Here is a 13,821-nt window from a genome sequence, read left to right as displayed (position 1 = left end):
CACACGGCGCTGAACAGCATGACGCTGTTGCAATGGGGAGACGAATTTCAAAAAGAAAAGTATCTCATGCCACAGGCGCAAGGGAAGAAAGTGGGTGCCTTTGGTTTAACCGAACCGAACGCCGGGTCCGATGTGGCCGCCATCCAAACCCGGGCCATCAAGGACGGGGACTCCTACATTCTGAATGGAAGTAAAACCTGGATCTCACTGTGCGACGTCGCCGATCATTTCCTGATTTTTGCCAAAACCTCTCCGGATCAGGGACACCGTGGAATCTCCTGCTTCATCGTGGAACGGACCTATCCCGGGGTAACGACTCGTGGATTCAAGAACAAACTGGGCATCCGGGCCGGGAATACGGGTGAAGTTTTCTTGGAAGATGTGCGAGTCCCCGCTGAGAATCTCGTAGGTGAAGAAGGCGAAGGTTTTAAGATTGCCATGTCCGCTTTGGATAATGGCCGCTTTAGCGTTGCCGCCGGGGCTGTCGGATTGATTGATGCCTGTATCGAAGCGAGCGTCAAGTATGCCCATGAACGGGAAACCTTTGGGAAATCCATCGGGAAACATCAACTGGTTCAACAAATGATCGCCAAAATGGTGGCAGGCTACGAAGCCTCCAAGCTTCTGGTTTACCGGGTCGGCTGGATGAAAAACAAAGGGATCCGCAATACCCGGGAGACTTCCCTCGCCAAATGGTTCGCCTGTGATGCCGCATTCAATGCCGCTGTGGATGCGGTCCAAATTCACGGTGCTAACGGCTACTCCCATGAGTTCCCGGTAGAGCGGTATATGAGAAATGCAAAAGCTCTTGTTATCTATGAAGGAACCAGGGAAATCCATCAAGTGATGCAAGGAAATCCATCAAGTGATGCAAGCAGAATACGCATTAGGTTACCGAAAAGACAAGTAACTCCGAAAAAATCTGCCCTCCTGGCCCTTTGAAGAGGCGAAGGAACTGGTTTAGGCCATAGAACAAGCGGTTACATTTTGATACCATAAGAAAAAGCCCCCTGTCTTCGAGGCTATTCTTATGGAGGAGATGCCATGGGAAAAACAGTGATGCTGGCCGGACACGCCAAATTACCGCAGAGGATGGCAGCCAGGACGGTGTATGAGTCCCTGACCTTGACTGTTGAAATTGACCGGAAATACGGCGTGATCCTAGATGCATCCTGCACCTTGGCTACTCAACATGCCCAAGGTTTTATCGGGTGAATCTTGAGAGGACTTAGCCTGCAAGACGGAGTGGAACCGATTGTGGCAGAAATCCAGAAGTCCTATCATGGAAAGGCACAACAGGCCTTAATCGCAGCCATCCGTGATGTCCATCAGCAATATTTGATTTACACAGGTCAAGTCAAAACACCAAACTAAACGAGCTCCGTTAGCGCTCGTAACGAACCCATTGACGAAATTATCCCCTTCGAGTAGACAGTAAAGCAAGACCCTTACTGTGTAACTTCGAAGGGGATAATATCATTAATGCGGGGTTGTTCCAAGTGGCGAGGGCAGACAATCCTCAAGTAATTTTTATAACTCAAAGAGTATATATATGGGAGATCTTACGTTTGGACAGAAGAAAAAGAAACAAATCGATACAATATCCAGCAGAATACTCAATTATCATCAAAATTGCTGAATTTAATCTCACTGGAACGCTTATGTTGTCCTTTTTTCAATTTCGAATTACGTATAGAACCCAATCGTCCAGTTTATTTGCACTTGACAGGCCCCGAAGGGGTAAAGGAGTTTTTGGAGGAAACCTTCACTTGGATAGGTAATACGGCAGGTTCAGCCCCAAACTCCTAATTGTGACTGAGACTGTTATAAAAAACGGGAGCCGATTCCTTCAGGAATGCGGCTCCCGTTTTGTTGTGAGATATCGTAATTACTTTACCGTCACGATATCTTCTTCACCGTATTGGACTTTGGTGATCTGTATATATTGGACAATTGCATCCGTTATTGCGTTGATATTATTATTGTCACATTCCTCAACCCAATCCGGTCATCCTCGAACATTTGTTGCATTTCATCATGGTGAAGATTCGGATGTATCGGGAGACGCCATTCAATGATAATACTTCCAACATCGTTAAGATTCGCATCTGTCACGGTCTCCCGGTTCTCATTATCATATTGATCCCCCTTAAGAATATTCTCAACAATATATCCGCTAATTAGGGAGCTCTGACAACGCTTTTTTTAGAGGTGGGTTTAGCTCCTCGGATAGATTGGTCACAATTTGATCACACTCAGACTCACCTTGAGGATTCCTTCCTCGATGATTGGAATTGGGTTTGATATACACAGCGGTATGTTTGAGGAGCAAACGTGTTAGAGTCGTCTCTGTAAACCAAAGAGTTTCCGGCACCAGCCACATGAGTTCACATCATGATTCCCCTCGAAGAGCTTGGGCATTTGCCCAGTATGTCCCGCAGGGAAACTGTTTTGACAACGCTTATCTGGAAGAAGATCAGCAGTTCAAGGTTAAATCGGCCTTTTTATGTCTTCATCCATGAATTATTGACTCAAAATTTAGCAAGGTATTTAGCATATTCCAGCGGGTTTTGGAAGGCATTTCGGATCGTCTTTTTATTATGAGATTTATACAGAGAATCTTTTGCCGGCTTGGCATTGGATTCTATGAAATAAACGTCACCTTTTTTGTCCAAACCAAAATCAATGCCCATTTCACCAAAGGAACCATAAACATTTTCGATACAGCGGTACGTTTGGAGTAGGAAATTCTCTATACGCTTTTTAACATCGGAAGAAAAATTTTCTCCATAATTTTCAAGGAATTTATTTAATGGCAGAACGTTGGATCCGGTTCGGGTGCTAGTCACCGGCGATCCTTCAACCCCAATACGCACGGCAATGGAATTAATGACCAGATCACCTGAACCATTTCGCTGAACAGTTGCACGCATGTCTACGTTTCTGTTATCGATACGAAATAAATCAATTCCTTGTTGCATAATGATTTTATCCCCACCAAAAAATCGTTTAACCACGGAGTGAATGTCATCAAAGTTATAATGTTTCTTTATTTTTAATTTTTTTCTATAATAACTAGAATTATATGATTTATCTTTTGTAATCCGCATAACCCTGCGACCCATGCTACCAATAGCTGACTTTAGATAAATAGTGGAATACTTCTTCAACATTTCCTTAAGTTCTTGGGTATCATAAAGTTTGGTTTCAGGAAGGTATGGCTTCATTTCATTGTACTGGTTCAACTTCTCATGTAGATCCCATTTGTCAAAATAATGTTGAGCGTTAACTTTTGAAACAGGAATCTCACTTATTTTCTGACGTACAATTACATGTTTTTTGTCTTTAAACACAGCTCTTCCAGATCCACGATCATACAACACATCGGGGAAAGGATAGGTCCTCCTTTCCCATTTACCACTCAATTCGTTGAAACTGGTTCCCTCAATGGTATTCTCTTTTAAATTAACGTCATTGGTACAAAAATAAAACAATACGGTTTTTGCTTTACGGTTGGTTTTTATCATTTCTAATGATCGAAAGGAGGGATGTTGTTCTTTTAATTTCCGAATATATCTACTGGATGTGAGCAAACCGACTAGCGGCCCCAACCATAAGGTATCTTTTTCAACTTTTAAATTGCACTCCATCCCCGGATTAAACCCACATTTGTTTAAAATATCTTTTGTTAACTGGACGGTGTTCAGAGTCTCATTTTGAATAAAGTGTACATTCTTTATCCATTGACCTATTTTTATTTTGGATATGGATGGATATTGTTTTAATAATTTTGAAGGGAGGGAAACTGAGTTTCGAGAGGTGTTCCCTTTCAGAGCGCCTATTGAAACTACATGTTTCGAGTCATTTGTTAAAATCATATTTGTCATAAGGATCCCTCTTTCGCCCACAATTTGTATTTATTTGTATGCATCTCCCTTATTATCGGCTTGGGCAACTGCTGACTTTACTGATTTTGGGACGTATCAATCAAGTCCAAAATATTCTTCGTGAGACTTTGGAATGAGGCTTGTCGTTGTCTACACCATATTCGTCATGTTCAGCCACTGCCCCACTTCTCGTCACGTCTCCATCAACAAAGCGCCCAAAAGTCCCTCTGTGATTCAAGCCTCATTCCGGGGTTGACACGCCGTGACCACCATCTCCATAGGCCAGCAAGGACTTGTTCGCTCTGCTAGTACCGAGCAAACAGCTCCGTCGAGAATTTGCCATCCCGAATCCGGGGAACACGCAGCGTGATCGTTCCCACCCGGGTGGCGAGTTGGTGAGGGTAAGTGATTTTAAGGGGAACTTGAGCCTGACAGATCTCTGTCGCTGAATATGGCTTTTTGGGTAGGTAAGAGAAGTACCTTAAATGAGGATATGAACCCACTTCAGGATGGAGGTCATATACTGAAGTACCTTTCTGTAAACTAAGCAAAGGGGGATATTACATGCCGCGTTACATCACTGATATTCGCAAGATTAGGGCAATACCGGAGGATAAGCGTGAAAAACTGAGAGCAATAACGGAAAAATTCGTATTTCGAATCAATGACTACTATCTCTCCCTTATTGATTGGGAGGATCCCGACAATGATCCGATCTATAAATTGGTCATCCCCAATGAACGGGAATTAGACGAATACGGCAAATGGGATGCATCCGACGAACACACCAACTATGTCGTGCCGGGCTGTCAACATAAATATGGAACCACGGCTCTTCTCCTGGTATCAGAAGTATGCGGGGCTTATTGCCGTTTTTGTTTCCGCAAACGCCTGTTCCGAAACGATGTGCACGAAACCTCTATGGAAGTGAGCAAAGGCGTGGAGTATATCGCCAATCACCCGGAGATAAATAATGTGTTGTTAACAGGCGGAGATTCGTTGATTTTAGCGACCGGGAAAATCAGACAGATCCTGAAGATGCTCCGTGCAATTCCCCATGTCAAGATCATCCGCTTCGGCACCAAGTTGCCCGCGTTCAACCCGATGCGCATCTACGAAGATGAGGAGCTGCTCCAAACCTTGTCCGAGTATTCCAGGCCCGATAAAAAAATCTACGTCATGGCCCATTTCAACCACCCGCGGGAATTAACCGAGGAAGCGTACCAGGCCATCGACGCCTTACAGCGTGCCGGGGTCGTTTTGGTCAACCAGACCCCTGTCCTGCGCGGGATCAATAACGATCCGGAAGTGCTGGCGGAACTCTTGGACAAACTCTCGTGGGCCGGCGTCGCCCCTTACTATATCTTCCAAAACCGTCCCGTCGCCGGCAACGCCAGCTTCGTTTTGCCTTTCAAAGAGGCCTATGAAGTGATTGAAGAGGCGAAAGCCCGTACTTCCGGTTTGGGCAAACGAATTCGCTACGTTATGAGCCACTCTTCAGGCAAGATCGAAATTTTGGGGATCGATCGGGGAAAAATCTACCTGAAATTCCATCAGGCCCGTCATCCCGACTACTATGGCCACTTCATGGTGTTGGACTGTCCCGACCGGGCCGCCTGGTTCGACGATCTGCCAGGTGCCCAAGCCGTGTTGGAAGCTCAGAAGTCGACTGTTTATTCGAAATAAATGTGTACCAATAATCAAGAAAATGGTCCTCAGGAGCAAATAAACCCAGCGGCCAAATTTATGTTTGGTTCGCTGGGTTTGTCATCAATCTCAGAACCATAGATCGGAAATTGGGTAGTGCCGACCACAGCATCTCTAATCGTTGAAAAAGAAGGAAGCCGTTTCCTTCTGGAAAACGGCTCCCGTTAAGGTATTACTTCACCGACACGATATCTTTTTCACCGTATTGAACTTCGGTTTTGTTCAGTTTGACCGATTCGCCTTCTTGCAAGTTGGTGAACACGATCGGGGTGATGATGGAAGTGGCGTTTTCCTTGATATAGTCCAGATCCACTTCCAGCAGTTTTTGTCCCGGTTTCACTTTGTCCCCTTCGGAGATGAAGGATTCAAAGCCTTTCCCTTGCAGATTGACAGTGTCGATCCCGACGTGAATCAGGATTTCGCGGCCGCCCACGGAACGGATGCCGATGGCGTGCTTGGTCGGGAAAACGTTGACGATTTCCCCTTCAACCGGGGATACCACGACACCTTCCGTCGGTTCGATCGCAAAGCCGTCCCCCATCATTTTTTGGGAAAATACCTGATCGGGCACTTCGGTGATCGGCATCAGCTTACCTGTCATCGGAGAGACGAAGGACTCATTTTCCACCGTCGCGGACGTTTGTGTCTGACCATCGGAATTCTTCTCTTCCGCTTTAAGTTCCGACGGTTTTTTGCCGGCCATGATTTGCTTCATTTGTTCCTTGATCAACTCAGAACGGGGACCGAAGATCACTTGCAAATGGTTCCCCATCACCAATACACCGGAGGCACCCAGTTTTTTCAGCCGATTTTGATCCACTTTCTGCGGATCAGCCACAGAGACACGCAGCCGGGTGATGCAAGCATCCAGGTGAGTGATGTTCTCCTTGTCACCCAGCGACTCTAGCACGCCTTGAGCCAATTCAGCGCCACCCTGGGCCGAGACATTGCTTCCTTCTACGGCTTCATCCTCATCTTCACGTCCCGGCGTTTTGAGGTTCCATTTGCGGATGGCGAAGCGGAATCCGAAATAGTAGATAACCGCAAACACCAATCCCACCGGAATGATCAGCCACGGTTTGGTGTCCAGGTTCCAGTACAGCAGGTAGTCGATAAATCCACCGGAGAATGTCATTCCGGCCTTCACGCCCAGAATGTCCATCAGCATAAAGGAAATACCGGCGAACAGACAGTGAACCACGTACAGAGCGGGCGCCACGAACAAGAACGAGAACTCGATCGGCTCAGTGATCCCCGTCAAGAACGAGGTCAGCGCAGCAGACAACATGATCCCGCCGACCACTTTTTTCTTCTCCGGCCGCGCCTCTTGATAGATCGCCAACGCAGCGGCCGGCAGACCGAACATCATGAACGGGAATTTCCCGGACATAAACGTTCCCGCTGTCGGGTCACCCGCAAAGAAACGCTGTACGTCTCCGTGAACGATTTGACCGGTTGCGGTTTTGAAACTACCGAATTCAAACCAGAACGGAGCATAGAAGATGTGATGCAATCCGAACGGGATCAAGGAACGTTCAATCACACCGAAAATGAATGCCGCCAAGGCCGTATTTTGCGTGGTGACGTAATGAGACACCACATCGATCCCGTGCTGGATCGGGGGCCAGATGTAGAAGAAGGCCACACCCAGCAAGAACGACGAGACAGCCGTCACAATCGGCACAAACCGCTTTCCGCCGAAAAATCCGAGGAATGGCGGCAGTTCGATGTCATGAAAGCGGTTATACAAATATGCCGCCAACATACCGATGATAATCCCGCCAAACACTCCCGTTTGCAGGGTGTCGATTCCCAATACCTTCACTGTTTCCACGCTATGGCCGCCGAATGCTTTGGCCATTTCCCCCATGGTCACGTTCATGATGAGGTAACCGATAACGGCAGCCAAACCGGCGGTTCCTTCGCTGTTGGCCAGACCAATTGCCACCCCGACCGCGAACAGCAGAGCTAGGTTTTCAAAGATGATACCGCCTGCATGCTCCATGATCGGGATGTTCAACACATTCTTATTCCCGAGCCCCAACAGCAACCCGGCCGCGGGCAAAATTGCGACGGGAAGCATCAGCGCTCGACCGACACGTTGCAGTTTCCCAAACGCCTGCTTAAACATCATTTGTCCCTCCCGTTTCAGTATGGCGTTTTATGGGCCGTTTGTTGCATCTTTCTACTGGCAATAAGAAAGGCATGAGCAAAAAAAGGCACTGCAACCGCTTGCAAAAGGGAAGCCCTTTCACTTGCAAACGAAGTTACAGCCTTTTTCCACTCATGCCTGATCGAATCAGTAACACGTGAAAATAAGGCCCATATGATTCAGTTTTTGTGCGACAATCTCTGCAGATGCAACGTCAAGTAGCTGATTTCAGCCGGGTGAACGGGACGATTCAACGAACGTTCCATCACCTTGGCCAATTTCCAAGCCAGATTATAGCACACTGGATATTGCGTTTGCAACAGTTCTTCAAAGCCTTCGGGAATACTGACATCCTCCCCCCGCAGCGTCCGTTCGATGGCATAACGCAAATGCGTAATCAAGCGCAGGTAATCCAAACTTTTTCGATCGATGCGGATTTTCAGCGAGGATTCGACAACGTCAATCAATCGCATGATCAACCGCGAGTGCTGTCGGATTTCCGCCAAGTGGCGCCGTGTCACTGCACTGTGAATGTGAAGTGCGATAAAACCAGTTTCACTCTCAGGCAGCTCTATACCCAAGCGGTCACAGATCATGTCCACAATTTCCTCGGCCACCTCAAACTCCTTTTCATACAATGCTTGGGTTTCGATGAGAAAGGGATTGTTGAACTCCAAACCCTGCTCCAACCGCTTCAACGCGAAACCGACGTGATCGGTCAGCGCGACGTGAATGTGTTCGGAAAGCGGCGTTTGAAAGCGCTCCCGGATCAACCGGACAGCGTCATTCATCAATTCGATCAGACGCTCGTCCACCTGGGAAACCAACTCTTTGTACTGCTCCTGTTCCTTCTTGTCGATCAGCGTGAAGCATTTTTCCACGGCTTCCCGCTCAATCACGTCCCCCGTCTTTTTGCGGAACCCGATCCCTTTCCCGATCAACACCACTTCGTCGTACGAAGGATGTGTTGCGATGACCACGTTGTTGTTCAAGGTTTTTTTGATGACAAATGCGTCTTTCACGGCCCATCCAATCCCTTTCCTGCCGCTTTTCGACACTAATTTTTATGTTACCCGATTTTGAAACCGCGTTCACAGGTGAAACTTCCCAGTCATGTTACAAGTCAGGAATATCCATGCCGGACACTAATTGTAGGGAACGACAAACAGCCTGTCAATCACCTCTTTCTCTTGTGCTATGTCTATTATACACAAATGTTATTTTTTATAATATTTAGATATTTACTCTGGAATATAAACAATTCCTCCGCCCGGGTCACCAAGGCTCAAATTTCATCCGTCTACTGACAAAAATAGGGCAAATGACCAGGTACGGGTGCGGATGACAGTCATACGATACCATTGTCAAATCTTCAAAAGGAGCGAGTGAAATGGAACCTAAGCAACCAATCATGTTACCGTATCCCATGATGCCAACGTCTCCAATGGTGTATCCCCCCATGCAAGACCATTACCATACGATGGATTACTATCAGTTGCGAAAGGCGTACCGTCATTGCAAAAAAGCGTCCAAGATCCTGAAACATCTGATGAAACACTATTATTGGGAAAGCTCGCATTGGGACAGTTCTTCATCGTAAGCCTCCGGATGATCATACGATGATCCTCTCCTTTTATCAAGCAATACTTCTGTCAAAGTTCTGCGAACATCCGTCTGCCCCGCTCCATATCCTTAGCCATACAGTTGGGAGACGGATTTCGCACTTCACCAACAACCCGCTTGGTGCTCCCGTTGGGGACTTTTCGGGCATGCCCTCCGTGATGATCTAATTTTGGACGTGCCATCCGCAACTTGTTTAAGCTCAGTCCCTTTTTACCCATGCCCCTTTCAGGGTTTTCCAATTTCGATTGTTGTTTCCCGTTCCACTATCTCTGCTGCACTGACTATGGACAAATGATCCAATAACGATAGGGTTTGGGAAAGAATTCAACACAGATCGATCCGATACTTCCAATTACATAGATTGTTTTCAGACCCCACATCATCAGTGCGAACAATCTCGCTATCACCTTTACTTCCGTGGGATGAGTTTACGGCTGAGGAATATTATTTCAAAAATTAATCATTCACACTCAATTATAGTTTAATTGGTATATTATTAATGAACAAATAAGAACAATAATAAAAAAAACGTTATTTCCGATATACTTCTGTTGACCCAAATTTATGTATTAATATAAAATCAAAAACTAAATCAGGTGAAACTACGGTTTGATTACAAAGCATCTTTTCCGTCTATAAGGAGGTATAAAATTGGAAGCAGCACTAAAAGTCCGACAACAGTCAAAAGAGCCCGCACAACAGTCCAAACAGAAACATCCGCCGGGTTTATACCTGCTCTTCTTTACAGAGATGTGGGAAAGATTCAGTTACTATGGGATGAGAGCAATCCTAACCTTATACTTAACCACCGCGTTGGTCAGCGGAGGTCTTGGTTTTGAGGAAGGTTTGGCCGCATCTATCTATGGGTTTTATACAGGAGCTTGCTATTTCACACCATTATTGGGTGGATATCTGACAGACCGATTCATCGGTAAAAGGCTTGCTATTACCATCGGCGGGATTACCATGGCACTCGGAAACTTTGTTTTGTTTGCCGAGCAAAGCAGATGGGCCTTATATCTGGGACTGGCTTTACTGATCCTCGGAAACGGCTTCTTTAAACCAAATATCTCTACTCTTGCCGGTGATTTATACGATAAAAACGATAAAAGAAGAGATTCCGCTTTTACCATTTTCTATATGGGTATTAACCTCGGGGCATTGTTCGCACCGCTGGTCTGTGGCTACCTGGCGGAGGATTTCTTTAAAACGACAGTAAACGGACTGGTTCATTACGGTTTCAAATATGGATTTTTGGCCGCTTCCATCGGGATGATTCTCGGTCAAGTCGCTTTTAATGCATTAGCGAATCGTTATCTTGGCGATATTGGAAAGAAACCGACCGGCTATACACCATCGAAAAAAAAGGTAAATCAACCAAAAGCACCGTTGACCAAACAAGAAAAGAGAAGAACGGCAGCGATTCTCATCTTGGCTGTCTTCGTTGTTTTCTTTTGGGCCGGTTTTGAACAAGCAGGAACCTCACTCACTCTCTATACGCAATATTTTATCGATAGACAGGTCTTTGGTTGGGAAGTCCCGATCTCCTGGTTCCAAGCCGTCAACCCGGTATTTATCATCCTATTGGCGCCGATTATTTCTATGCTGTGGGTCAAGCTAGCCAATACAAAACGAGGAGATCTGGCCATTCCTACCAAAATGGGACTGGGTATGATCCTTCTCGGATTAGGTTACATGGTTTTGGTATTGGCCGTACTGCAAACTGGTAGCGATGAACATCATATTTTGCATAAAGCACCCTTATTATTCATCGTTGTCACCTACCTGTTCCACACTCTTGGTGAGCTGTTCTTGTCACCAGTAGGATTATCCATGGTGAGCCGGATCGCTCCGGCCAAACTGGCGTCACTTCTAATGGGCGTATGGTTGGCTAGTACCGGCATTGCCAATATTTTAGGTGGTCAATTGGCTGCATTCACTCAAACGTTAGGGTATTTAGAAGTGTTTGGCTTGATAGGGATAATGTCGATCTTCTTTGGTTTCATCCTGCTGCTCATTTCCAAGAAATTGGTTAACATGATCGAATAGATTTCAGAACGAACCCGTCCAGGGAATTTCAACCCGAAACTGTCAACTTAGAGAACCTTGTCCCCCAAGACCATTTGCTTAGAAAAAACTATGAAACATCGATTTCTCATTTATCGCGGAAAATTACCGTCCATTTTATTGTGAAGACAATGGGTGTCTCCTGACACCTTTCTTCGAAAAGAGCCAGGGGTTTGTCATCAATCTCAGCACCGCTTCGGCGGTGCTTTTTATCTTCCTTCCACTGTTTCCGAATTTGTATACAGCAGGATTTTTGGTTGATTTTGCCTGCACAGGAACTCAAACAAAGGGTTTGTCCCATTTTAAAAATTCGATAATCTCGGAGTACTTGATCCATATACGCAATACTGGAGTGGTGCGCATGCAGACAACCCAGTTTTTACTTCATTATATATTTTCCCGCCCTCCGTGCGTCTCCGTTCCTGGTACGCTTGTTATCTTGAGCCTATCAAAGAATCGCCCTTTCTACCATCAATCTGCTACGTTGACTTTTCATCGGGAATCCATTATTGTTCGACTTGTCACACTTATAAAAACGGAGGCGAATCCGTATGGCCACGGAAACCAATCAACAAATCCTGTTGGTAAAAAGACCCAAAGGGATGCCGAAGGAGGAACATTTTCAGCTGGTTGAAGGGCCAATTCCTCAACCGGGAGAGGGAGAGGTACTCGTTCGTACCTTGTACTTGTCTGTCGATCCCTACATGCGGGGCAGAATGAGCGATCGAAAATCGTATGTGCCGCCTTATCCGCTCAATGAAGTCGTCACCGGCGGAGTGGTGGGTGAAGTGGTGCAGTCGCGAGCAGCGGATCTGAAAGAAGGAGACATCGTGCTCGCTCACTACGGTTGGCAAAAATATGCGGCCGTCAAGAGCAATCAGGTGAGAAAATTGAATCCGGAGCTCGCCCCGATTACCACCGCTCTCGGCGTATTGGGAATGCCAGGCCTCACTGCCTATTTCGGAATGCTGGAGATCGGGAGACCGAAACCCGGAGAGACCGTCGTCGTTTCTGGTGCCGCCGGGGCAGTTGGCACGGTTGCGGCACAGATCGCCAAGATCAAAGGTTGTCGGGTAGTGGGCATTGCCGGGTCCGAAGTGAAGATTCAATATCTGTTGGATGAGCTCGGTTTGGATGCGGCGATCAACTATCAAACCACACCGAATTTGAAAAAGGCGTTGGCCGAAGCATGTCCAAACGGTGTCGACATTTATTTTGACAATGTGGGCGGCGAGATTTCGGACGCGGTCATTTCGCTTCTCAATCACGGTGCCCGCATTCCCTTGTGCGGTCAAATCTCTCTGTACAATCTGGAGAAACCGGACATCGGGCCGCGCATTCAGCCTCAACTACTGATTACCAGCGCATTGATGAAAGGATTTATCGTGACGGACTATGTGGATCGCTTTGAAGAAGGAACCCGGCAGTTGGCGCAGTGGCTGAAGACAGGTCAACTGAAATACACGGAACATATCGTGGAAGGATTCGAAAATACCGTAAAAGCGTTCTTGGGGCTGTTTACCGGAGAAAATTTGGGTAAACAGCTGGTGAAAGTGGCTGAACGCACGCAGTAAACGATGCGGACGTGCATGAGCTGACTAGGGAATGTCTTTGACAAATAGTGAAACCACGGGAACCCTTTCCCCTGAAGTGAGTTCACCATGTGGGGAACGAGTCGGGGAAGGGGTTCCCTGAGAGTGCCTCCTATATCCTGTAGCAACCGACTATGTCATGCCGTATCGATTGAAGATACATCATGACGTCGTCTTTCAATTCCTCTCGTTCGAGGGCGAATTCAATCGTGGCTTGGATATAGCCCAATTTGAGCCCACAAACTCCAACCCCAAAATCGGTTGGGTTCGACTGATCGCGTTGAGCGCATCGGTCAGCTGGATCTCCCCTCCTTTGCCCGGAGACGCCTTCTCCAATAACGGAAAGATGGACGGTTCCAGAATATATCTTCCGATAACAGCCAAATGGGATGGCGCCTGATCCCGTCTCGGCTTTTCGACGAGTCCTTGAATCTGCCATAATCGGTTGGAGAAACGGTCAAACGTATTCATGGAAGCAGGGGATATAATCCCGTATCTGTCCACTTCATCTTCAGGAACTTGTTGTAAAGCGATTACATGCGTTTGGGATTGTTCTTGACACTCCACACGGCTAAAGCCGTGGGATTCTTGAGTGGTTAACGCCCTCAGTCCATTTCTGTTTCGGGCAACCCTCAAGCTAGGGCTGTGTCATCAGCCCATCCCACCCGGTTAGCACGTACCCGGATGGGCGGCACACCTGTTACCAGTGTGCTAGGCTACTAACCCTGAAATGGCTTTGGCGATGTTGATCGCCCCATTCAGATCAGCGTGGATGGTGTATCCGCACTGTTTG

General features: G+C 46.8%; 7 protein-coding genes and 3 pseudogenes. 5 read left to right on the top strand and 5 right to left on the bottom strand.

The window, feature by feature from the left end; genetic code table 11:
• A pseudogene (locus NWF35_RS00105) lies at positions 1–910 on the top strand (acyl-CoA dehydrogenase family protein); the annotation flags it as partial.
• Between the two features lie 134 nt (positions 911–1,044).
• Positions 1,045–1,374, top strand: a pseudogene (locus NWF35_RS00100) (DUF3870 domain-containing protein).
• A 1,157-nt stretch (positions 1,375–2,531) separates the two neighbouring features.
• On the opposite strand, the gene NWF35_RS00095 reads toward NWF35_RS00100, so the two are convergent.
• Together NWF35_RS00095 and NWF35_RS00090 are read right to left on the bottom strand one after the other, a co-directional pair.
• Positions 2,532–3,887 carry a YheC/YheD family endospore coat-associated protein gene (locus tag NWF35_RS00095; protein WP_301237086.1) on the bottom strand — a complete coding sequence of 452 codons (1,356 nt, stop codon included), beginning with the start codon at positions 3,885–3,887 and terminating at the stop codon, positions 2,532–2,534.
• A gap of 308 nt (positions 3,888–4,195) precedes the next feature.
• Positions 4,196–4,294: pseudogene (locus tag NWF35_RS00090) on the bottom strand (transposase); the annotation flags it as partial.
• A 157-nt stretch (positions 4,295–4,451) separates the two neighbouring features.
• Between NWF35_RS00090 and NWF35_RS00085 the strand changes: the two are divergent.
• Positions 4,452–5,573, top strand: a complete 1,122-nt coding sequence (locus tag NWF35_RS00085) for a KamA family radical SAM protein (protein ID WP_301237085.1) — start codon at positions 4,452–4,454, stop codon at positions 5,571–5,573.
• A 193-nt stretch (positions 5,574–5,766) separates the two neighbouring features.
• Here the strand turns inward: NWF35_RS00085 and ptsG are convergent, their stop codons facing one another.
• Both ptsG and glcT read right to left on the bottom strand, forming a co-directional pair.
• Positions 5,767–7,725, bottom strand: a complete 1,959-nt coding sequence (gene ptsG / locus NWF35_RS00080) for a glucose-specific PTS transporter subunit IIBC (RefSeq protein ID WP_301237084.1) — start codon at positions 7,723–7,725, stop codon at positions 5,767–5,769.
• A 200-nt stretch (positions 7,726–7,925) separates the two neighbouring features.
• On the bottom strand, positions 7,926–8,768 hold the full coding sequence (gene glcT / locus NWF35_RS00075; RefSeq protein WP_301237083.1) for a glucose PTS transporter transcription antiterminator GlcT: 843 nt from the start codon (positions 8,766–8,768) through the stop codon (positions 7,926–7,928).
• 1,252 nt (positions 8,769–10,020) lie between these two features.
• Here glcT and NWF35_RS00070 point away from each other — a divergent pair.
• Together NWF35_RS00070 and curA are read left to right on the top strand one after the other, a co-directional pair.
• On the top strand, positions 10,021–11,418 hold the full coding sequence (locus NWF35_RS00070) for a peptide MFS transporter (RefSeq protein ID WP_301237082.1): 1,398 nt from the start codon (positions 10,021–10,023) through the stop codon (positions 11,416–11,418).
• Positions 11,419–11,987: 569 nt separating this feature from the next.
• On the top strand, positions 11,988–13,010 hold the full coding sequence (gene curA / locus NWF35_RS00065; RefSeq protein ID WP_301237081.1) for an NADPH-dependent curcumin/dihydrocurcumin reductase: 1,023 nt from the start codon (positions 11,988–11,990) through the stop codon (positions 13,008–13,010).
• Positions 13,011–13,205: 195 nt separating this feature from the next.
• On the opposite strand, the gene NWF35_RS00060 is transcribed toward curA, so the two are convergent.
• Positions 13,206–13,532, bottom strand: coding sequence for a sugar phosphate nucleotidyltransferase (locus NWF35_RS00060; RefSeq protein WP_301237087.1), 327 nt, complete (start codon positions 13,530–13,532; stop codon positions 13,206–13,208).
• Positions 13,533–13,821: the final 289 nt, after the last annotated feature.

This window comes from Polycladomyces subterraneus (assembly GCF_030433435.1).
GTDB lineage: Bacteria > Bacillota > Bacilli > Thermoactinomycetales > JIR-001 > Polycladomyces > Polycladomyces subterraneus.
Note: the sequence above shows the minus strand (reverse complement) of the source record. Positions and strands in the feature narration are given on the sequence as shown.

Coding starts and splice junctions, on each gene's coding strand:
- NWF35_RS00085 (WP_301237085.1), top strand. CDS start 4,452: ATGCCGCGTTACATCACTGATATTCGCAAGATTAGGGCAATACCGGAG.
- NWF35_RS00095 (WP_301237086.1), bottom strand. CDS start 3,887: ATGACAAATATGATTTTAACAAATGACTCGAAACATGTAGTTTCAATA.
- curA (WP_301237081.1), top strand. CDS start 11,988: ATGGCCACGGAAACCAATCAACAAATCCTGTTGGTAAAAAGACCCAAA.
- ptsG (WP_301237084.1), bottom strand. CDS start 7,725: ATGTTTAAGCAGGCGTTTGGGAAACTGCAACGTGTCGGTCGAGCGCTG.